Annotated in this window: 12 protein-coding genes, 1 tRNA gene and 1 pseudogene; 7 read left to right on the top strand and 7 right to left on the bottom strand. The window is 46.2% G+C overall.

The window, feature by feature from the left end; translation table 11 throughout:
• Positions 1-189 precede the first annotated feature (189 nt).
• Positions 190-1719 carry an AAA family ATPase gene (locus tag QT990_RS10380; protein ID WP_333306626.1) on the top strand — a complete coding sequence of 510 codons (1530 nt, stop codon included), beginning with the start codon at positions 190-192 and terminating at the stop codon, positions 1717-1719.
• A 400-nt stretch (positions 1720-2119) separates the two neighbouring features.
• On the opposite strand, the gene QT990_RS10375 is transcribed toward QT990_RS10380, so the two are convergent.
• On the bottom strand, positions 2120-3397 hold the full coding sequence (locus QT990_RS10375; protein ID WP_333141612.1) for a ribulose bisphosphate carboxylase small subunit: 1278 nt from the start codon (positions 3395-3397) through the stop codon (positions 2120-2122).
• 128 nt (positions 3398-3525) lie between these two features.
• Between QT990_RS10375 and QT990_RS10370 the strand changes: the two genes are divergently transcribed.
• From QT990_RS10370 to QT990_RS10360, 3 genes are all read left to right on the top strand, one after another.
• Positions 3526-4797 (top strand): aspartate aminotransferase family protein, encoded by a 1272-nt coding sequence (locus tag QT990_RS10370; RefSeq protein ID WP_333465212.1) that lies wholly within the window; start codon positions 3526-3528, stop codon positions 4795-4797.
• Positions 4798-5498: 701 nt separating this feature from the next.
• Positions 5499-6728 (top strand): RNA-guided endonuclease TnpB family protein, encoded by a 1230-nt coding sequence (locus QT990_RS10365; protein WP_333465211.1) that lies wholly within the window; start codon positions 5499-5501, stop codon positions 6726-6728.
• Positions 6729-6768: 40 nt separating this feature from the next.
• Positions 6769-10449 carry a CHAT domain-containing tetratricopeptide repeat protein gene (locus QT990_RS10360; RefSeq protein ID WP_333465210.1) on the top strand — a complete coding sequence of 1227 codons (3681 nt, stop codon included), beginning with the start codon at positions 6769-6771 and terminating at the stop codon, positions 10447-10449.
• 361 nt (positions 10450-10810) lie between these two features.
• On the opposite strand, the gene QT990_RS10355 is transcribed toward QT990_RS10360, so the two are convergent.
• Positions 10811-11245 carry a CAAD domain-containing protein gene (locus QT990_RS10355; protein WP_333141683.1) on the bottom strand — a complete coding sequence of 145 codons (435 nt, stop codon included), beginning with the start codon at positions 11243-11245 and terminating at the stop codon, positions 10811-10813.
• A 348-nt stretch (positions 11246-11593) separates the two neighbouring features.
• Positions 11594-13036 (bottom strand): annotated as a pseudogene (gene gltX, locus QT990_RS10350) (glutamate--tRNA ligase); the annotation flags it as partial.
• A gap of 351 nt (positions 13037-13387) precedes the next feature.
• On the opposite strand from gltX, the gene QT990_RS10345 reads away from it, so the two are divergent.
• From QT990_RS10345 to QT990_RS10335, 3 genes are all read left to right on the top strand, one after another.
• The gene (locus tag QT990_RS10345) at positions 13388-13885 is read left to right on the top strand and encodes a DUF393 domain-containing protein (protein ID WP_333465209.1); all 498 of its coding nucleotides are present in this window, start codon (positions 13388-13390) and stop codon (positions 13883-13885) included.
• 97 nt (positions 13886-13982) lie between these two features.
• Positions 13983-14192 carry a hypothetical protein gene (locus QT990_RS10340; RefSeq protein WP_190735803.1) on the top strand — a complete coding sequence of 70 codons (210 nt, stop codon included), beginning with the start codon at positions 13983-13985 and terminating at the stop codon, positions 14190-14192.
• 108 nt (positions 14193-14300) lie between these two features.
• Complete coding sequence (locus QT990_RS10335; RefSeq protein WP_333465208.1) at positions 14301-15497, top strand: DNA cytosine methyltransferase; 1197 nt, start codon at positions 14301-14303, stop codon at positions 15495-15497.
• A gap of 1 nt (position 15498) precedes the next feature.
• Here QT990_RS10335 and QT990_RS10330 read toward each other — a convergent pair whose 3' ends face one another.
• The 4 genes from QT990_RS10330 to QT990_RS10315 all read right to left on the bottom strand — a co-directional run bounded on the left by QT990_RS10330 (position 15499) and on the right by QT990_RS10315 (position 22022).
• A complete protein-coding gene (locus QT990_RS10330; RefSeq protein ID WP_333465207.1) occupies positions 15499-15999 on the bottom strand; it encodes a phospholipase D family protein in 501 nt (166 codons plus the stop codon).
• A complete protein-coding gene (locus QT990_RS10325; RefSeq protein WP_333465206.1) occupies positions 15996-17837 on the bottom strand; it encodes a DUF1998 domain-containing protein in 1842 nt (613 codons plus the stop codon). Before QT990_RS10325 ends, QT990_RS10330 begins: the two co-directional genes overlap by 4 nt.
• 3 nt (positions 17838-17840) lie before the next feature.
• Positions 17841-21824 carry a DISARM system helicase DrmA gene (gene drmA / locus QT990_RS10320; protein ID WP_333465205.1) on the bottom strand — a complete coding sequence of 1328 codons (3984 nt, stop codon included), beginning with the start codon at positions 21822-21824 and terminating at the stop codon, positions 17841-17843.
• Between the two features lie 124 nt (positions 21825-21948).
• A tRNA-Asp gene (locus tag QT990_RS10315) sits at positions 21949-22022 on the bottom strand.
• Between the last annotated feature and the right edge of the window lie 33 nt (positions 22023-22055).

Here is a 22055-nt window from a genome sequence, read left to right as displayed (position 1 = left end):
AATACTCATCGAGTTTTCCTTCAAAAGTTTGATCAAGGCTTCTGAACGGTAGCTCCAGGGTAATGTTCAGGGGGAGCGTGGGTGTCCAGAGTCTAACCGTACTGGGCACTCTATTCTCTTTTTCCCTAACGCAAATGTAACACACCAATTTTAGCGAGCTGCATTAATTTATTGCTCGCTCATATTTTAATGTTTTATATATTTGCACTCATTTGTGCATTTTTACTTATATTTTTGGGATATACTAGCTATCGGCGATCGTCCGATCGGCTCACAAAGATTAAACAGGATGTACAAAGGCTAGAAATTTGTGCAGACGTAACAACCATAAGTAACGCTCACCACAGTATATCGATCGGCGAATTAAACAGTCCAGTCAGCGCCCTACTGAATAGCTTCAGTTATATCAGCCAAGACGTAGATGCAGCCCTCAACCAGCAAAGTCCTTACAACCAGCGTTTAGCCCTCAGTGCAGTAGCAGAAAAATTAAACAGTTTAATTCGAGAATTGACCCGCAGTGGTGACAAATATGCAGTACGCTTTCGCCCCATTGCTACCAGTTGGTATGAAATTGTCACTGACTATGTGCGGGAACTAGCAGAAGTTGTCGAACTGCGACAAGAAATCGACAACCCTTATATAATCGGCGTACCCCTGACAGAACAACAGGAAATCTTTGTCAAACCCGTTGACTTAAGTGGAACTTACATCAGTACGCGCATCGAGCAATTACTGCTAGACCGCCGCCGCCTTCCCTTGCTACTCTACGGACAGCGGCGCATGGGCAAAACATCCCTCCTCAACAATTTGGGACGCTTGCTACCCAGCACTATCATTCCCATGTTTGTAGACTTACAAGGGCCAGTTTCATCAGCGAGTGATTATGCTGGTTTTCTCTACAATATCGCCCGGAGTATGGCAAACTCAGCCCAGCGCCAAAGTGCCTTCACTCTCCCATCTCTTAAGCGCGAAACACTGCAAGATGACCCTTTCACCCGCTTTGATGAATGGCTGGACGAAGTAGAAGAAGCCCTACAACAAAATATTGCCCTGCTTGCCTTCGATGAATTCGAGGCGCTAGATAATGCCATCACAAAAGGACGCTTTGATCGGGAGGATGTTCTGGGAATGTTGCGTCACCTGATTCAACATCGTCCCCGCTTCAAAGTGCTGCTAGCTGGTTCCCATACAATAGAAGAATTTCAGCGTTGGGCTAGCTATTTAATCAATGTCCAAGTCGTTCATATCAGCTACCTGAAACAACCCGAAGCGCGTCAACTAATTGAGCAACCAGTCAAAGATTTTACCCTGCGTTACGAACTCAATGCGGTTGAGCGAGTCTTGCAACTCACCCGCTGTCACCCTTTCCTAATACAACTCCTCTGCGCTGAAATTATCGCACTAAAAAACGAGCAAGATCCATCTATCCGCCGACTAGCAACTTTAGCCGATGTAGAAGCAGCAATACCAGAGGCTTTAAGTGTTGGCAGTTTCTTTTTTGCCGATATTCAAAGCAATCAAGCAGATGCAGCAGGATTAGCTATTTTGCAGTTTTTGGCAGCACAAGGAGAAGGGGCAATAGTCAGCCGATCAACTATTTTGCAACACTTTTCCAATAAATTCGATGCTCTCAATTTACTTTTGCAACGCGAATTGATTGAGGAAGTTAGTGAGGGCTACCGTTTCCAAGTTGAATTAATTCGCCGCTGGTTTGCATAATCTCTGTCTGTCCTGTAGTCTACGGCGAGAGTAAGAAGATATTGCCTGTAGGGACACAACAGTGTTCATTGGTGTCAACTTAACGTTAAACCGATAGTCCGACAGTCCGACAGGGGTTGAAACCCCTGCCTCAAAGCTAAAGTCCTCTAAAGAGGACTGAGAATAAAAATTTTTAAACTCATTATATCATGTCCGATCGATTAACCATAATATCCCGGTCGGGGCGGGTTTTTGAGATGGTCAATTATTGGCAGGTATTGTTGGTGAACCCGCCCCTACAAAAATCGCTATCGCTCGACCGGACATGATATGAGAATAAAAATTTTTAAACTCATTAGTCCTCTTCAGAGGACTTTAGCTATTAGACAGGGAATTCATTCCCTGGCGGACTGCTTTAACTTTAACCCTGCGGCCGCTGAATAATTGTTTCAACTACCCGTCGCTTGACTTTTGGATCGATACCAATCAGCCGCACGTATTCGCCGCCGTGTTCCGCCAAACAAGTTTCTAAAGATGCAACCACATCTTTTTCTTGTTCAGTTTTAATCGTCGCGCAACTTTGCCAAGAACCAGTTTTAAATCGGCGATTATCTGCATATTCCATGCCAATTTTGCAGCCTCTTGCTAACAACTGCTTTACTTGTTCCAATACCTCGGAACTCAGCCGCGCCGCATGACCGTTACCCACTTCAGAACTTGGCTCCTCGTAAGCCTTATAATATTTCGAGGAGGGGTCGTTTAATTGACTTTGCGTGGGCGCAGCAGCAGGGGCATTGGGCGTTCCTTGAACGTTAAACAGGCGCGATTGGTTGTATTCATCTACTAAGCGCATTTCCTGAATCCGCTTTTGTTGACCCACCATCAAACTGCCCATTTCTAATAAATGAGCGAGGCTGAAATTCGGGTTATGGAAATCGGGCGCTGCTTCCAAAGTATTTACCAAACGCTTGGAAACTCGCTCGATTCCTACTTTGTGAATGAATTCGCGGATTTGTTCGTCATAAATGCGCGATCGCAGAGCACTAAAAAAGTCGATCGCCTGATCGGCAAAATTATCGACTAACGCCACAATATCGGTTTTTGACAATTTGTCTGACTCAAAAATTCCCCCAACAATGCCAATTTTATCATCCCGGCTGGGTTCCCAATAAAACTTTTCCATCCGCCCGTCGCGAATCAGCGGCGCGTAAAGCGTAGAAAAATCATTTCCCGTGACAATAATCGGCACTCGGTGCAGAGGCGTACTGTCATAACTTCCCGGTAACTGCACATTAGTTGGATTATCAGCAATATTCATCAGAGTCGCATTGACCATCTGAGTATTGACAGTATATTGAGTAGTAGTATCGAACCTGCCAGCACCAGCATCCAAATCGTTAATAAAGATGGCGCACATCTCGCCGCGCACGCGAATTTGCTCCGCCGCTTCCCGGTAGCGCAAGCGAATTAAACGCGCCGGATCTCCTGCATCCGGGCTTTCTAATTCCCCACCAGATATCATCACCGGTTCAAAGCCCATCCGCCGAAAAACCAGTTCGGTTTGAAAAGTTTTGCCTTCTCCTTTGCGGCCGTGAATTCCCAAAATTAGGGGGACTCTTACTCCGGGCAAATTTAAAAAGTTCTTAGTGACGTGCACCGCAACTTTATCGAGAAAGTTAGGAGAAATGTAATAACTCATCAGTAGATTTGTGAGGGATTAATTGAAGTTACTGTTATGATTTTATGACAAAACTAACAGCCTGCACCGCTAACCTGGATTTTTACCGTACAATCGAGGTCTACATATTATGTGTTAAGGAGCGATTCGTGAGTCCAGAAACCTTATTAAAAGAACCAAGCGTGCAAGCCGAAGCCAGTCCCTTCAGTTCTGAAAGCTTCGACAGCTATGTAATGACAACTTACGGGCGTTTTGCGATCGCCCTAGAACGGGGCCTCGGCTGCCGCGTTTGGGATACCGAGGGCCGCGAATATCTCGATTTTGTGGCCGGTATTGCTACCTGCACTCTGGGACACGCCCACCCGGCAATGGTTGCAGCGGTAACTCAGCAAATTCAGACCCTACACCACGTTTCTAACCTTTATTACATCCCCGTACAGGGCGAGCTGGCGAAGTGGCTTGTAGACCATTCTTGCGCGGACAGAGCCTTCTTTTGCAACTCCGGCGCGGAAGCTAATGAAGCGGCAATTAAACTCGCCCGCAAATACGCCCACGAAAAATTAAATATCTCGAATCCGACAATCATTACCGCCGTTGCGAGTTTCCACGGGCGGACTTTGGCGACAATTACGGCAACGGGACAGCCTAAATACCAGAAGGGTTTTAGCCCCTTGGTGCCGGGATTTCACTACGTGCCTTATAACGATATTAGTGCGATCGAAACGGCGATCGAGCAACTCGACAAAGACGAACGCCAAGTAGCTGCAATTATGCTGGAAGCGCTGCAAGGCGAAGGCGGAGTTCGCCCCGGAGATATCGCCTACTTCCAGCGCATTCGGGAAATTTGCGACGAAAAAGGCATTTTGCTCATTCTCGACGAAGTGCAAGTCGGGATGGGACGCAGCGGCAAATACTGGGGCTACGAAAACCTCGGCATTGAACCGGATATCTTTACCTCTGCCAAAGGATTGGGCGGCGGTATCCCGATCGGCGCTATGCTGTGCAAATCTGCCTGCGATGTATTTGAACCGGGAAGTCACGCCAGCACTTTCGGCGGCAATCCTTTTGCTTGCGCTGTAGCTTTGTGCGTTTGCCAAACTTTGGAACGGGAAAACCTTCTAGAAAACGTGCAGCAGCGCGGGGAACAGTTGAAAGCAGGCCTCAACAAGTTGGCGGCCGAATATCCGCATTTAATTGCTGAGGTGCGCGGCTGGGGTTTGATTGTCGGGATGGAATTGCAAGCCGACATCGAACTTACATCGGCGGATATCGTCAAATCTGCCATCGCCGCAGGAGTTTTGTTGGTTCCCGCAGGGCCGAAAGTGCTGAGATTTGTCCCGCCACTGATTGTCACTTCCGCTGAAGTCGATCGAGCTCTGCAGGCAGTGGAATCAGCCTTGCGTTCTCAAGCGGTAAAGTAAAATTTACTGAGTTGATTTTTGTTAGCTGTAGCGCTGAAGCTGGCGCAATATCCTAGATAACTCACTTAGTCCAAGACACACTCTTCCTCAGAAACCGGGTTTCTTTCGAGATTTCTCGTTACTAAACCCAATAGTTTCCCAGAAACCCGGTTTCTTAGGATCGTCAATTAAATAATTTCCCTTTTTTCTTGTGGGATGGGCGTCCCGCCCGTCTATCGGGGACGGGCGGGACGCCCATCCCACAACAAACAGGAAAAGTGGATTTTATTTAATTCTCATTCCTTAGCCTAAGTCCGATCGGGGTAAAAGTAAACCCGTCCCGCTGCAAGTCTGTCGGGGCGGGTTTGTCAATTTTAGAAAGGCCTGTGAAACCCGCCCCACAGGGTGACAGCGCCTTTAACCGCGATTTTACTCAAGAGGCACGCGCAAAATAATACTATTAGCGATCGTAGGTGCTAGTTTCGCTATCTGCGTATCTGTTGGGACTGGTGAATCCTGGTTTAACTATTTCGCGCCCTTCCCACTAAACCGAGTACCGTTATAGTGGGAAGGGCGGGTGACGACGATTGCATCCTCAAGTAATTTTGCTTATCGCTTTCAAGAGAGAAAATATGTAATCCTCGTCACAAAATTTTTTCGTAATGCTTTGATAATCAACTGTATATTGTGAGAGAATAGAAGAACCAAGGAGGTGATGTTGATTGCTACACAAGGCTATCCAAGTTCGTTTGTATCCTACCCAAAATCAACAAATACAAGTAGCTTCAACTTTGGGGTGGGCGCGTTGGTGGTCTAATTATGGTCTAAATAAATCAATTGAAGTTTATAAAAAAACTGGTAAAGGACGTGGCTGCTTCGGGTTCAACACACTTTTACCGACTCTCAAAAAAATCGATAAAAGTGGAGGGTTAGGTGAGTTTTACAGCAAATTTTGGGAATTAACTACGCTCAATTTAACCACTGCCTACAAATTTTTTTTTGATAGATTGGCTGGTTTTTATAAGTTCCCATCTCAAGAGAAAAAACAGTCATTTCAGTATCCTCAAACCGTCACATGGGTAGCGGATACTAGAATTTTCCGGTATAGCGAAATAACGAAGCCCCAAATAAATAGATATAGATTAAGTGAGGGTAAAATTCCTAATTCAATTATTAGTAAAAAATATTCAGGGAAATATCTTGCATCTATACTGACTGAAATTCAAGCTGAAAACCAGACAACAAAAAAAGGTAGGATTGCGGGCATTGATTTAGAAGTGAAATACTTTGCTATTGTCCCCGATGATGAAAAAAAATCTAAATATGACTTTAATGCTAAGCATTTGGCCAAGCACGAGAAGAACTTGAAGCGCAAGCAGCCAAAGTTAACAGACTTGCAGAAAAAAAGTAATTCTGAATACAAATATAGAAAAGCTGTGGCCAAGGTATGCGAACGGTTTAGGAAGTTGTGGCAAAAATTTCTACATAAACTTAGTTATAAGTTGATCAGCGATCGCCTCGCGGTCATAGTAGAAAAATTCCATTTCTGGGACATGATTCGCAATTCCAAGTTGGCGAAAGCAATATCAGATGAGGTTTGGGAAAGTTTTACAAACTTCTTAGCCTACAAGTGGGAACGCAAAAGCGGAAACTTAGTCGAGATTGATAGAGGGGTTTCCAGTTCCAAACTCTGTTCTAATTGTTTCGATAAAATGACCGAGATGCCCTTAGATATGAGGGAATGGACTTGTCCTCACTGTGCTACAGATCGCGATCGGGAGGGGAACGCAGCGATAAAGATGAAAGCAGAAGGTATCAAAATACTAAAGGCGGAAGGTTCAGCCGTTTCTGCTTTAGGATGCGAGGTAAGACCAAAGCTGGGACGAAAGTCTCCGCTAAGGCACTCGCCTATGAGTACAGAAGCCCCTACTATATTCGGTACTACGATTTAGGGGTGGGTAGTTCACTTGGTTGCAGGGAAGCAGCGCTCCTATGGTTAATAGTTTGGCGGAATGCACGATGGACGAACAGCGTCGCAAAACAGATGTTAATATGCTCCAAGCGCTGCTGGAAAATCCTGGGGACTCAGGAATAGATTTGATTTTGAGGACGAACCCAAAGTCGATCGACTTTGAGTTCGTGCAAACGCTTTATTTAGAAGAAGTGGCACTGACGCGAGAAAGCTTGCTCAAAGCTGCAAAATTTTTCCAAAGGGCGATCGCACCCTTAGAATCTGCAAAGGGGAATTATAAATTGCCTGCAACGGGAGCAGCATATCTGGCTTTTTTAGCAGAAGTATTGCAAGCAGTCGCGCGCGACGCTGATTCGCAGCACCTGTACTCGCTGCTGAGAAACAATTTAGACAAACTCGACCAGAATTTCGCAGAACTGCTGCGCCACTGGGCCAATTTGGTGTTCTCTGCTGCCAAAGAATCAGAGACTAGGCGCATTGCAGCCTTAATCGGCAATCTGAGCAACAAAATTGGGCGGTTTCCCCTCGGCAGCAAGGCTCATAACTTGGAAATCGAAATTGCCGGTTACGAAACAGTTGCTAAGGTGTTTACCCGCAAAGACTTTCCCCAAGAATGGGCGGTGATGCAAAACAATCTGGGCAACGCTTACACCGATCGCCCCAGAGGTGATAAGGCTCAAAATATCGAACAGGCCATCGCTTGCTTTGAAAATGCCCTACAAGTACGCACGCCCGAACAGTACCCGGAACAGTGGGCGACGCTGCAAAATAATCTGGGCAACGCTTACAGCGAGCGTCTCCGGGGAGATCCGGCAGACAATCTAGAACACGCGATCTCCTGCTATCAAAACGCGCTGCGAGTTCGCAGCCGCGAGGCTTTCGGGCAAGAGTGGGCGAGCACTCAAAACAATCTCGGCCGTGCTTACAGCCGCCGGCTGCAGGGCAACCGATCCCAAAATCTGGAACTGGCCGTCGCTTGCTACCACAATGCTTTGCAAGTCTACAACCGCAAGGTGTTTCCCCGGCGTTGGGCCACCACTCAAAATAATTTGGCAAATGCTTACTGCGAGTTGCTGCAGGGCAACCGAGCTGAAAATCTCGAATACGCGGTTACGTGCTATCAGAGAGCTTTGCAGGTGCGGACTCGGGAAGCTTTTCCGCTGCAGTGGGCGACGACTCAAAGGAACTTGGGCCGGGTGTTTGTCGATCGCATCAAAGGCGATCCGGTGGAAAATTTGGAAATGGCGCTCGCCTGCTATCAAAATGCTTTACAAGTCTACACCCGCATCAAATTTCCCGAAGCCTGGGCTTCGATCCAAACTTACCTCGGTAGGATCTACAGTCGGCGGGTGAAAGGGGAAAAAGCCGAAAATATGGAAATGGCGATCGCCTGCTATCAAAATGCTTTGCTGTTTTGCAACCGCCAAAAAACTCCCGAACGTTGGGCAATCCTGTGTGCCTACCTCGGCCGCGCTTTCTGCGAACACCTGAAAGGGGAAAAAAACCGCAACCTCAAAAGCGCGATCGCCTGCTATCAAAATGCGGGCGAAGTCTACACCAGGCAGGCATATCCCAACCGCTGGGCCATGCTGCAAATTTATCTCGGCAGGGCTTATTCGCAACTGACCGAGGCGGAAAACTTGTCCCACATGGAAAGCGCGATCGGCTGCTATCAAAACGCCACCCAAGTCTACACTCGCGAAACCTATCCCCACCGCTGGGCTGAAATTTTATTTTATTTGGGTCAAGCTTACCGAGTTCGAGGCGACTTGCTTCGCGCCTACGGGGTTTTTACTGCTGCTGTCGATACTGTGGAATTCTTGCGTAGCGAAGTTGGGGTTGATACAGTCGATTTTGGCGATTCCCTACGGGATAGCTACGCTTCACAGACGAGTACCGCAAAAGTCAAATTAACCCGCACCTGGGCTGCACTCTATAAATGCCTGGTGCAAGTTTGCCTGGAACTCGGCGCCACCCAACCTGAATATTACGCTAAGGCTCTGGAATACGCCGAACGCCACAAAAATCGGAATTTGGTAGAACTGCTGGTTAAATGCCACTTGACTCCGAAAGCCGAAATTCCCGCAGGGGTGCGAAGCGAGTTGGAGTCGCTGCAACTGGAAATAGCGGGGGAACAGCAGCACCAAGAAGAGGGAGAACCTGATCCCAACACGACTTTGATTTCTGAGGGCGATAGCCCAGGTTTGAACAGCGGTTCTCTGCTGTCGAACTCGGACTTCATGCACTTAAATCAATTGTGGAAGCAGTTTGATAGGTTGATTGCACGGGAGGTGCAGGCAAACGATCCTTTCTTCAGCCTAGCTCACAAAGTTGAACCGATCGCTTTCGAGCAAATTCGCCAATTGTTGCCTGATGACAATTGCGCTGCTGTGGTGTGGGCGAGTTTGGGGGAGTTGCTGGTTGCTTTTGTGGTGGTAAAGAGTGCACAATATCCCGCCGTTCACCTGTGTTCGTCGGAAAATGCTTTGGCTGCCGAAAGTTGGGGCCAGGAGTACCTCACCGCTTATTCTGAACAAAAAGGTCGCTGGATCAATCATCTCCCGACTCGCCTCAAACGCTTGGCTACGATGCTGGAAATCGATCGAGTGGTGGCGCTGATTCCCGACAATTGCGATCGGCTGATTTTTGTGCCGCACCGATTTTTGCACGCTTTGCCACTCCACGCTTTGCCTTTGGCGGGGAGAGACGGGTTTGAGGATGGTGGGGGAATTTTTAGGTCTGGGTGGAGCGATCGCAGCGGTTTTGATGTGGAAACCTACAGCCTTTCGGATTTTTCTCAAAGTTCGTCTTTTGGCGACGTTGCAGCGCCTGCTGCTTATTTGATCGATCGATTTACCGGAGGAATTCGCTATGCTCCTAGCTGTCAGCTATTGCTGTTGAGACAAAGTGCACACGGAGCGGCTATTGGTCGGTACAAACCCGGTTTGCAGCAGCTTTTGGCAATTCCAACTTTCACCAGAGATGCGTTCTACAGCAACATTGAAATCGGCACTATTTCCCAGTATTTTGCCAGTACAGAAGTTGTGCGCCATAAGCCGGCAATTAAAGAGGCTTTTTCCCAAGAAATGTCTGCTAATAATGGGAATTTGCCGCAGAAAATAGGGCAGTTGCAGCATAAAAAATGCGCTCACTTTGCTTGTTTGAGTTTGCTTAATTTGGCTTGGCCACTGAAATCCGCAGTGTTTTTGAGAAATGATTCTCTGAGTTTGGAGGAAATTTTTAATCTGGATTTTAGGCAATATTTTTTAGTTACTTTATCTGGTTGCGAAATTGCCGCTGGCGGAGTTAGCGGTGCTGGAGGAGATTTTGTGGGTTTGTCGGCGGGTTTGTTGTATGCTGGCACGTCTAGTGTGGTTAGCAGTCTTTGGAAGGTTAACGATGTTTCTACGCTGCTGCTGACGAGCAAGTTTTATGAAAATCTGGGACGGTTTTCTCGGTTGCAGGTGGGAGATGTGGCGATCGCGCTGGGGGACGCTCAAAGGTGGCTGCGGGATTTGACTAGCGAGGAATTGGAGGTGTTGCTGGCGGATTTTCAACCTCAAATTTCGCAAATGTTCGATCGGCTTTCTCAAAGTTCGCGCCTGATTGCGGAGGCTTCTTTGCAGCAAATTCGCAACCGCAAACCCTATCCTTTTGCTAATCCTTATTATTGGGCGGCTTTTACTGCGACTGGGGTTTAGTGATTAGTCATTAGTCATTAGTCATTAGTCATTAGTCATTAGTCAGTAGTCAGTAGTCAGTAGTCATTAGTCATCAGTCATTAGTCAACAGTCATTAGTCAACAGTCATTAGTCATTAGTTATTAGTCATTTAAAAACCAGGGCGGTTTCATTCTCAGAAAAACCAGGATTTTGTAGGGGCGGTGCCCCCGTGCCCGCCCAGGCCCAGACACGATAAATTGGGCATTTCAGCGATCGGGGCAACCACGGGGGGTTTGCCCCTACAAAAGAATGAAACAGCCCTGATTTAAAAACCCGACACTAACAACTTATTTAAAGTTATCAATGTCGGGCACAAATTCAACAAATTACCAGCAAAATTTTAGGACTTTTTGCCGAAAACTTGTTCTTTCAATGCTTGAATTTCTTGACCTAATTGTTGCCGATTGGACGATCGCAGCAAATAGCGGTAGACAAACCACACGGTGTATCCGATACCAATTAGCTCGAATGTGGGTGCTAGCAGGGGGATGTCGTTGAGTTCGTCTATTACGCCCAAAAGCACTTTCAAAGAGACAATCGAGGCTACAATTACACCGATAACAGTCAAGGGACTTTTGTACTGTTCGTAAAAGCTGCCGATGTAAGCGGGAAACTCGGACAAAATTGAGATAATTTGTTCTTTGATCTGCTGGCCCTGACTTGGCGGTTCTTCGGTAATTATGACTTTTGTTGTACCGCTTGAACTGTCTGCTTCATTTCCGGCAGGAATTTCGGTGATGATAACGGTTGTTTCTGGTTCGTTTGATGAAGTCATTTCTCCACTCGCAATAGTTTTTTGCTGGTTGGCGGCAGGTTTTTCAACTGCTGCTGCGGCTGTTTCAAGAGCCGGTATTTCGACTGCTGCAACCTCCCCGTCGGTTGGTTCAAGAGCCGACACTTCGCCTGTTTCTGTAGTCGGTATTTCGACTGCTGAAACGGACGCCGCCACTGCTTCAGGAGCCGATATTTCGACTGCTGAAACCTCTGGTTCTGAAGTCGGTATTTCGGCTGGTGAAACGGACGCTGCCGGCTGTTGTGCGACAGAAGTTTCGGTTGCAGTTTCCGCGTTTTGCTGTTCTGGGGTTGGAGTTTCGGCCGCCACACCAACACCAGGCAAATTCAAGTTGCTAATGGCATCAAGCAAACGGGTTTTAGCCGTTCCTCGCTGGTGAAGGATTACCCAAGATTCTATCAGGTCGGGGCCGTGCATTGCACCTGTCAGAGCGGCTCTGAGCGATCGCATAATTAGCCCTTTGTTAAGATTTTTCTCTTTACTGAGCTTTTTAGTGATTTTCTGAGCTTCCGCTGATGTCAGGGATGAATGACTTTCCATCGCTTCTACAACTGCTTGTAAAGCCTGTGCAGCCCCTGTTTGCTGCAATTGTGCGAGTGCTTCTTCTTCGTATTCCACCGTGGTGGAGAAGAAAACCTTACACATATCCACAGCGTCGGTTAAGCGAACGAGACTCGGGCCGATTAAAGCAGCTATTTGTTCGAGCCAGGGGCGATCGGCCTCCAAGTCAAACTCATAACCGCCTTTCTGCCACCAATAAGGTATCAGCAAATCTGTCAATTGCGGCACTGGCATTTTGTGCAGGTATTGACTGTTTAGCCAATTGAGTTTATCCCAATCAAATTTTGCACCGGCTTTGTTGACTCGATAGAATGTAAATAATTCTGCTGCTTCCGACAGTGTAAATATTTCCTGCGTTGAATCCGGCGGAGTCCAACCGAGCAAAGTCATGTAATTAACTAAAGCTTCGGGCAGGTAGCCCATATCTTTGAAGTCAGAAATCGAGGTTACGCCGTCGCGTTTAGAAAGCTTTTGTCCTTGGGAGTTTAAAATCAGCGGCGTGTGGGCAAATTCTGGGATTGTCGCGCCCAAAGCTTCGTAGAGCAATATTTGTTTCGGAGTATTGCCGATGTGATCTTCGCCGCGGATGACGTGGGTGATGCCCATGTCGATGTCATCGACAACTACGGCGAGGTTGTAGAGGGGTTGGCCGATGACGCCGCCGCTGGATGCACGGGCAATCACCATATCGCCGCCGAGGTCGCTACCTTTCCAGGTTACGGTGTCGCGTACCATGTCGTTCCAAGCGATCGTGCGATCGTCGTCGATGATAAACCGAATCACAGCTTGTCGCCCTTCGCCTTCAAAAGCTGCGCGCTCTTTGCTTGTCAAGTTGCGGTGCCGGTTGTCGTAGCGGGGGGCTTGTTTGTTGGCTTTTTGTGCTTCCCGCATTTCGTCGAGTTCTTCCGACGTGGTGTAGCAGCGGTAGGCGAGTCCATTGTCGAGAAGGGTTTGGACTGCTTGGCGGTATATTTCCAGACGCTGTGACTGAAAACTCGGGCCTTCGTCCCACTCCATACCCAGCCAGGTGAGGCCTTCGAGGATGTTATCGGTGTATTCGCTTTTAGAACGTTCTACGTCTGTGTCTTCTACCCGCAGGATGAATTTGCCGCCTTGGTTGCGGGCAAACAGCCAGTTGAATACGGCGGTTCTGGCGGTACCGATGTGTAGGTTTCCGGTGGGACTGGGGGCTAGACGGACTCTGACATTCATGTAGATTTTTGCTTTTAGATTGGGGGCGATTTGCTGGTTGGGGGAATAGCTGATGTTTAAGACTTTAAATTTTATTATATTTTGTTGCCGAATTAACAGTTGTGCTTGGCCGGTGCTTTGCCTCGAATTGTTGGATATTCGACTATCGGGCGATCGGGCGTAAAGTCTCCGGCAAGGCAGGAGAGGGCATCTTGATGATAATAGCTTGCGGGCGGCCAAGACAGGATTCACCTTTGGGACTATTTTTCACACCACAAATAACTGCTTTAGGACTACCCAAGCCGCACCTGATAACTATTGATGCTTGTAAAATGTTTGTGTGCGATCGACGACATTAAAATATATTTCCCTATGTCTGCTACTAAAACCGAGTTTTCCGAATCTGTTGCGCCCTCACCAGAGTCTGTTGCGCCTGCTTGGCAGATTGAGTTGCTGTACGACGGTGAATGTCCTCTGTGCGTGCGGGAGGTTAATTTCTTGAAAAAACAGGACGCGGGGCGAGATTTAGTGTCGTTTGTGGATATCGCGGATGATGGCTACAACCCGGAGGCCCACGGCGGAATCGACTACGAAACGGCGATGGGTCGGATTCACGCGGTGTTACCCGACGGTACGGCAATTAAAAATGTGGAGGTTTTTCGTCGCACCTACGAGATTTTAGGGATGGGATGGATTTATGCAGTTACTAAGTTACCAGCGATCGGGGCGATCGCCAATTGGCTGTACGGAATTTGGGCAGACTGGCGGCTGAAGCTGACGGGAAGGCCGGATTTAGCAACTATTATGAGCGATCGAACTCAGCGGATCGAGTGCGAAAGTCAGGGCCGCTGCCAACCCAACTCGAAATGAGTAATATTTAATAAGTTCGATCGACCTATCAGAAGATGTCACTCGAAACAGACTGCAACTAACATTAAAGATGGACTACTATTAAAGGTCAAAAAAAATGCAAGATGCAGGCTATACAGTCTTCATGGGTTTCGGTGGTCTCTGGATACTTATGGGAATTGCCGCTGTGATTTTCCTGTTAAAATCGGACGGTCAAAAACTTAGGTTTGGCAAATGGGGACTGCTAGTGGCGATTCCGATACTCGTGCCGATCGTCCTGGTTTTGACATATCAGATCGCCCGACCCTTTATTTCCTCGCACCTTTGAGGGCTGCTGGGAGTCGATCGTAACTGCAAGCAGGAGTTTTTTTGCCAGCCTTTTCGGGTAAACTGTACCGCGTAGTAGTTAGTTTACCTAAAACACTTTCTCCATCGAATGCCTAAGCCAAGTAAGCCGACAACCAAAGCTCCGACTGTACTCGATCTCTTCTGCGGTGCAGGTGGGATGAGTTTAGGTTTTCAAAATGCCGGCTGTGAGATTCTAGGAGGTATTGATAAAAATCCCCATGCCATCAGAACCCATCATAGAAACTTCCCTAACTGCACGCTTAAGCTTGATGCCCAACCGATCGAATCCATTACTGATTTAAGTGAACTTGGTCTACAGCCGGGAGAAGTTGATATTTTAATTGGCGGCCCGCCGTGCCAAGTATTTTCAGTAGTTGGCAAAGGCAAAATGAGGTCTTTAGGCAAGGATATTGAAATCGATAGGAGAAATTTTTTATACGAACACTTTATTCGATTTCTTGAATATTATAAACCGTATTTTTTTGTAATTGAAAATGTTAATTATCTCCGCAACCACTGGATATTCCCTATTTTGATAGGAGATTTGGAAAAAGGACGGCACACAAAAAATTGCGATTATCCAGGCTATGATATTAGCTCAAAAATATTAGTAGCTTCAGATTACGGCGTTCCTCAAATCAGAAAACGCCTGTTCATCGTCGGCAGGCGCAAGGGTTTAAACCTAGATTTTGAGTTTCCCGAAGTGAATACAGCTTCTCCTGTTTCTGTGGGAGAAGCAATTGAAGATTTACCAGAATTAGAGCCTAAAATTTTGTCTTTGAAAAGGAAAAATACGGCATCAAAGCAACCTGACTCTGCCACACAATACAAGTGTTTCGCGGAATCAGAGTATCAAAAGCTGATGAGAAGCAAATCTGACAAAACAGTAATGAATCATCTTTGTCGCGCTCACAATGACAAAGATTTGTATATATTTAGCATCATGCCTCAAGGAGGAAAATATAAAAATATACCTGACGAGCTTAAACGCTATAGCGATAAGATTTTTGAGGATAAGTACAGACGATTGGAATCGCATAAACCTTCATGGACGCTAACAGCACATATGCAGAAAGACTGTTTAGCTTATATTCATCCAACTCAGACTAGAAGTATTTCTGTGAGAGAGGCTGCAAGACTGCAAAGTTTCCCCGATCATTTTGTATTTGACGCACCTATGACTCGGATGTTTGAGCTAGTTGGCAATTCTGTGCCACCTCTTCTAGCGGAGGCAATCGCCAAACCAATTGTCGAGCAAGTACAAGCGTACCATGCAAGTCTTTAGCTCAATTATCCCTACCATTTATAGGCGAAACAGATGCGAAATTAAGCAGGCTGTCAAAGCACTTAGAGATAGTGCTAACCTCGGCATCGCGGAGAACAATACCCAATTCGTAATTTTGTTTCATGCCCCGCATACTTAAATTAGCAGAACCAATCAGAGCAACTGAGCGATCGACTACAATTAGTTTTGAATGCAATTCCTCAACCGAGTCATTAAAGTTATAAACTTGACAATAAGGATAAATTTTCACTAAATTGAAAAAATATTTTTGAATGTCTTGAGGCTGCTGGTGAAAGCGGTTAATAATTACTTCAAACTTGATGCCGCGCTTCAGGCAATCTTCAAACTCTGCAAGGATTTCGTCAGCACCACCGGTTACAGAATACGCACACAGTAAAACCTCGCTTTCTGCATTTCTCAACATATCTGTCAAAGCCGATCGAACAGAGCGGACACCGCTCCCCATCCAAGTCACTCCAGTAACTACTGTTTGAGCTTTCACGGTAAATTGTCCAGTAACAATCGCCTGTCGAGTAAAGTATTCCTGTGTTCGCAGGAAGTTTCAGAAATTAACTGGCAAGCATAGCAAGCAGCACCGTTTACCTTGTCTTCTCCAAATTTTTCCTCAATGCAAATGGGGTCATTGGAACAAGCATCTACATTGCGAAGAGCAGATTTAAGGATGCGATCGAAATGGGGAACTAATCCAATTAATCCTCCCAGGGTACCGTCGCCACCCGACTGTGCTGTGTAAAGCAGCAATCCTCCTGATGTTTGATTGTTAGTTGTGCAAATATAAACTCGTTCTCGGATGGCCGCTGAAGAGTAGCCAGAATCAACTGAAAGTGCTGTGATTAAACGGTGAGATAGTGTGTGCCACCAGATAAACACAGGATGTAAATATTCTTCTGTAGTTCCTGGCATAGCCCTTATTTTTCGGTAGGGTTCGGGTGAATTATACGCAGCTAGCCAGCGCTGGTAGGCTTCTCCCTGTAAAGGAAAGTGTTCGGGAATTCCTTTAGGTTCTTCATCAGATATAAAATCAATAAAAATCCCTTCGCCAAATAACTCAACGCCTGGATGCCAAGCAATACTCTCATTAGGTGGCAGGTACTCAACCGGGACAATTTTAGGCTGATTCTCTTCGTTATCTGTATCAATAGGCCGGGTGTAGCCAATTTGTACCATGACCACTCGCAACCTGCTTAGGGGTGTTACCCTCAACGTTCGACCTGAATCTAAGGTGAAGTTTCTAACATTTTCTATATACACTTCAAATTGATTCGGGCCTCCTGGTTTATCAGCTCTCTGAGGTGGCGCACCATAACAAGCAGCGTTCCGCAAGCTGATAAATTCATCCTGTCTGAGTGTCGCTTCTGTCAAATCTTTAGGATTGTGTATTTCACCTAAAATGTCGGAGATAGCCCCAAGAATCTCAGCTTCATCATATTGCTTGATAGTTGCAGCAATTGTCGGGTCAAGTCGCTGTCCTTTGACTAAATTATCCAAAAGCTGAACTAGCATATTTTTTGAGTTTACAGGCCAAGCCACAAGAACATCTAAAACAGCGCGACTCTGAAGCAAGCGGTGTAAAGCGGTGTCTAGAGGAGGAATTGTGAGTGCCGATCGAATTTCAGACACTCGCAAGTTAGCAGCACCGCGTTGAATTATTTTAGCTGTTCTTGCACAGACTCCACCATCTTCGGAGCCTCGTTCTAGAAATCTACCTCTACATGGAAATCTTCTAGAGTAAGCATTTCCAAAATTTTCCCTAGCATCACAATTTGGACAAGTAATCTGAATGTTTCCAATGGCACCTCCACCGCCTTCCCATTTGTAGAAGTTTGAACCCGAACATTTACCCCTGTGTTTCATTAGCGAACCCCAAGGAACTTCATCTAGATGGCCGTGAGAGCAAGCCAAAACAAAACGCACAGCTTCTTCGCGAGATTTAGCCCATACTTCTCCCCAATTATTGCTCGGACGCTGTTGGTGACAGTTGGGACAGCCAATTAAAGACTGAGGTTCGTATCTGTAGAGAATGCCGTGAGTAGGACACAGCGACCACCTCGGAAAATTGTAGGCATTATGTACGACTCGATTTTCTTTGCATCCTAATTCAGCATTAGAGGGAATCCGAAAGATTTTTTTGTTATTCAATAGAGTTTGTGAAAGTCGCAAATCTCGAATTTCATAAGCATCAGGATGGCTATTATCAAATAGCCCGGAGTGGCTGGGAGCAGCGATAACAAGCGGGCCATCTGGCGTTTCCAGAATGCTGCTCGGCCCAAAAGTTGTAATGTACTGTGAAGGCCGCAGAGATTGACCTTTAGCTGCCATAAATTAACCTCGTTGATTTTTTGGGTTGGGCTGATTGGAGCGAATACTGCCAAAGCGTGTCATTCCTTCTACTTCACGCAATGACTGGGGAGCATTCCGATAGACGACTGTAAAGTTTCGTTCTTGGTGTTGTTCGTCTCCCAAGACAACCGGCAAAGTTGGGTCTTTATCGATCGCAGGCTCTTGATAAACAAGATTGTTCTCATTTTCTGCGACAGTTTGCCAGCGATCGAACCCTCCTCGCACTTCGCGGTCAACTTGGTCTTCTGGCGGACGGCGGATCGGCAGTTGAATTTGCGATCGCCTGTTAATTACTTGATTAATCCTCTGTAACTCTGTCGCTGAGTTGCGGTTATTTTGCATGACAGAAGCATTGGTTTTTGCCGCCCATTCTGGTGCAACTAATTCTCCCTGAATTTCTCTCGCTTGTCGCAGCAATGCGACTGCTACCGGCCCCATGCCTCGCTCTCTAGCCCTAGCAGCGAATGGTGTTACTGTAATTGGCTCAACATATCTATAAATTGCCCTGTGATACCCGGTAAAAAACTCGTAGTGGTCTAAGTCTCTCGGACGGCTAGCCCTAAAGAAAGTAATGACTAACCCTCCTTGAGAACGACCCACGCGACCCGTAGCTTGAATATAGGATGAAGTTGTTTTGGGCTGCCCATTTACTATCATTAAACCCAGGCGATCGATATCAACACCTGTCCCAAACATTGATGTACTTAAAACAATATCTTTAGCTTCGGGCAATTCTTGTCCAAGGCTAGTTAATAACCCCGGCAATTCAGTAGAATCCTTACGGCTAGAAAGCTCGACTTCTTCACCTAATTCTCGTTCAGTCACTTCTCTACTACTTGCCACATACCTCAGTCTTTCAGGAATATCTTGACGGTAAAGGGTCAAAGCTCCTGCTAACTCTCTAATCGCATTGAAATAACCTACCAGCGTCCAAAAAGGATCGCAATCTGTATCATTATATTCTGCTTGTCTTAATTCCCAAACACTTTGGAGCATTGATGAATAAAGCCGAACGATCGGAGTTTGAGCACCTTTGCCGGGAGCACAAACTCCAACATAAAGGCGACCGCTAGGATGCCGAGAGTTTGCGTCAGTATCTATCGGGTGAACATTCGCTGGCGTTCTGGCGAAAAAGCTATCTGCTGCTGACAAGCTAAGAGGTGGAAATTGAAAAACACTGCGATCGAACAGGCATTGTATTTGCGATTCAGACTGCCGTACTGTTGCAGTAGAGGCAATATATTTAGGGCTGACAATTTGACCGCGACACATTTGTTCGCATAAAGTATCAACTGCTGTTTCGTAAAGCCCTACCATGCTGCCTAGTGGCCCTTCAATCAAATGCAGCTCATCTTGAAGAATTAAATCTGGCGGTGCGAGGTAATTTACATTTTTAATATGCGTTCGTGGTGACGGATCGCCAGTCCCTCCATTATCGCGGTAATAGCCTGTTCTGCTGTGATAATGATTAATGTTGCCAAAAAGCGCTCCGGCTCTTGGCTCAAATGCTAAACGGGCAAATTTATCAACTGTCGCAACCAGTAAAGAAGGAATTCGAGAATAAATTTGGTCATCCGCTGTAAAAGCTGATATTGGTATTTTTAAAGAGTAACAATTTTGTGAAAAAGCGTCTATTGGTTTTTCCCAAACAAAATTATTAGGAGCATCTAAGAGAGACCCTCTATATTTATTGTTTAATTGCAGGGGAACTTTCTCATTCCATTGTTTTTCATTGTTTAATTCGCACTTGGGGTTTGAACAGTAAATTTCAAAATTTTCGATATTTTCAGCACCTCCCGTTCCTGTATATACTTTCTTAAAATATCCAGATCTACTGATTCTAAAAGCAACTAATTCAGCACCCACCAAGTGAGGCTTTACCTGATTTCTCCACCAATCGTCTAATTTTCCTGAAAAAACTCTAGCACTTGCTTTTAATTTAAAATTAATTGAAAGTGTGATGTAACCTTCAGCCGTGCTGTTGTTAGACACCGAAAAAACAGGAGCCTCTGTCATCTCTTCTAAAGGGTTCACTTGGCGAGAAAGGAATTCGGGATTCACATCACCTTTCATTACCACATGAATAGTATGTCCCTCTTGCTTTGTACCCAAACCATCTTTCGGAACAGCCAGAATTGAGCTGCAACAAGGACAGTTAAGAATTTGAGCAGGTTCTCCCTCTGCTTTTTGACCTTTTAGGGCATCAATAGCACCAGTAATCTTGAGGTGTGGCAATCCTTTTAGACTATTGGGCGTAACACTTCCACCAACCCACAATCCCGCCGAAAAGCGAGTAGTTCCCCAAATATTACTATCTTTCCAACTGCAATTTTTAGGTCGCCAGCCGACAGGACGACCTTTCCCTAAATTTTCAACTCGCAATACTTCACAAGCAACAATTAAACCCAAAGCTCGACGAAACTGTTGAATAGTTAGGAGTCGGAGAGTATATCGGGAGATGACGCTAACACCGTGTCCAGTACGATCGCCATTAGTATCTTTCTCAGACCTCAATCTCCTCAATCCCATCGTAAAAGCAGCTAAACCCAAATAAGCCTCTGTTTTGCCACCGCCAGTAGCAAAAGCGAGTAAATCGCAAGTTCTGCGATCGGGATGCAGGGGGTTAGCAATTGCTGGAATATTCATCAAGACAAATGCAAGTTGAAACGGCCGCCACCTGAAATCCCCTCCTCTTCCCTTCCAAGATGCCTGCAAATCGATCGCTTTATTAGCCAAGCAGAAAGCCAGTCTAACTTCCTCATTTCCAACAATCAAATCAATGGCTTCTTGCATTCGCTGCAGCGCGCGATCGCAACTTTCTAAGTGTCTGTTACCAGCTCTCAGATATTTACAATCTAACTCATTAACTCTAGCTTGTTGTTGACTTATCCAGACTCCATACCCATCTACAAGAGGTTGAAGAGCCTCGCGCATTGCAGTATGATTCCAAGTTTCTGCGAGTTGTGCCGTGCTGAGTTCTGGTGTCTGTCCTGTTAATTCTAAATTCCAGTCAATTTCAGGAGATTGGATGGGGTAGCAAGGGACATATTCTGTGCGACAGTCAGGCTTTACAAACTTTTGCCCTTGCTGTTGTCCATATTGAGAATCGACAACTTCCCCGTCAATCCACCGCAAGGGATTTTCTCCCTGACAAGGACGTTCTGGGTCTATCTCTTGCCAGACAGCAGCGCACAAATGACCCCGCGCATAAGCTTGATACTGTCGATAAATTAGTGCTAATGACTCATCTTCTTCTTCAAGACTTCCGGGTTCGGGAACTTCCGCTGCAGGCTCGAAACTATCGAAAGGCAAAAGCTCTGTATTTTCTGCACAAACCACTCGAATTTGAGGTTGAAAAATCATGTCACTTGTCTCAAACCGTCGCTTTCCCGATTCTGCCATCGGGTCGATAAGACAAGTCTCATTGACTAAGTAAATCGATACTTTGTAAGTATTTTTACCCCGCTGTACGCTGCGAATACTAATTCTAACCGCGTCTATTTCTGGTATTGGTGAAGGTTCTGCAACAGGAATTGGTTCTGGTGTGAGATAGCAGTTGGGAATTCGCCTGAAGACTTGCTTGCCGCGCGGATCTTTCTCATCTTTATATCGCGCCCAAGTTGCACAAAAAACTATCTGCGGCTGATGTTCATCAGTAGCCCGAACAATAAAAGAAATCCCCATAGAACGGGGTAGAGATTTTGGATCTAGAACTGGGGCGGAGGCTGCAACTGGTACTTCTTCCTCCGAGTCGTCATCGGCATATTCGTCTATCCCAGTCCCTAAAGTTTCAGCTTCCCCCTCAATTTCTCTGGCATCTTCCTCGCTGGCATCTCTGGGGATCAGGACACCCGTGATGAATTCGTTGCGGGGTTCTTGATTGCTTGGCAGAACCTCGTAACAAGACTGTCTGGGGCCAAGAATTTCTTGTCTGAGACTCAGTAGCAGTTCTGTGCGTGCTGACACAATTTACCTTCTGATGTTGATCTAGGCTTTGTGAAACAAACGCTTGTACTGTGAAAACTCAGTACAAGCGGTTATTTTTCAGCATATCGCCTTTTTCAGCAATCTGAACATTTTCTATTTTGAACGGGACAGACGGGGCTCGAACCCGCAACTTCCGCCGTGACAGGGCGGTGCTCTAACCAATTGAACTACTGTCCCTCGTTTTGCCGTTTTTTCAGGCACAATTTCTAT

This window comes from Microcoleus sp. T3_B1 (genome assembly GCF_036700445.1).
Taxonomy (GTDB): Bacteria; Cyanobacteriota; Cyanobacteriia; order Cyanobacteriales; family Microcoleaceae; genus Microcoleus.
Note: the sequence above shows the minus strand (reverse complement) of the source record. Positions and strands in the feature narration are given on the sequence as shown.

Bases quoted from the DNA above. Each gene is read 5' to 3' on its own strand.
- QT990_RS10340 (WP_190735803.1), top strand. From the start codon at position 13,983: ATGCAAGATGCAGGCTATACAGTCTTCATGGGTTTCGGTGGTCTCTGG.
- QT990_RS10345 (WP_333465209.1), top strand. From the start codon at position 13,388: ATGTCTGCTACTAAAACCGAGTTTTCCGAATCTGTTGCGCCCTCACCA.
- QT990_RS10375 (WP_333141612.1), bottom strand. From the start codon at position 3,397: ATGAGTTATTACATTTCTCCTAACTTTCTCGATAAAGTTGCGGTGCAC.
- QT990_RS10325 (WP_333465206.1), bottom strand. From the start codon at position 17,837: ATGGCAGCTAAAGGTCAATCTCTGCGGCCTTCACAGTACATTACAACT.
- QT990_RS10335 (WP_333465208.1), top strand. From the start codon at position 14,301: ATGCCTAAGCCAAGTAAGCCGACAACCAAAGCTCCGACTGTACTCGAT.
- QT990_RS10355 (WP_333141683.1), bottom strand. From the start codon at position 11,245: ATGACTTCATCAAACGAACCAGAAACAACCGTTATCATCACCGAAATT.
- QT990_RS10380 (WP_333306626.1), top strand. From the start codon at position 190: ATGTTTTATATATTTGCACTCATTTGTGCATTTTTACTTATATTTTTG.
- QT990_RS10360 (WP_333465210.1), top strand. From the start codon at position 6,769: ATGGTTAATAGTTTGGCGGAATGCACGATGGACGAACAGCGTCGCAAA.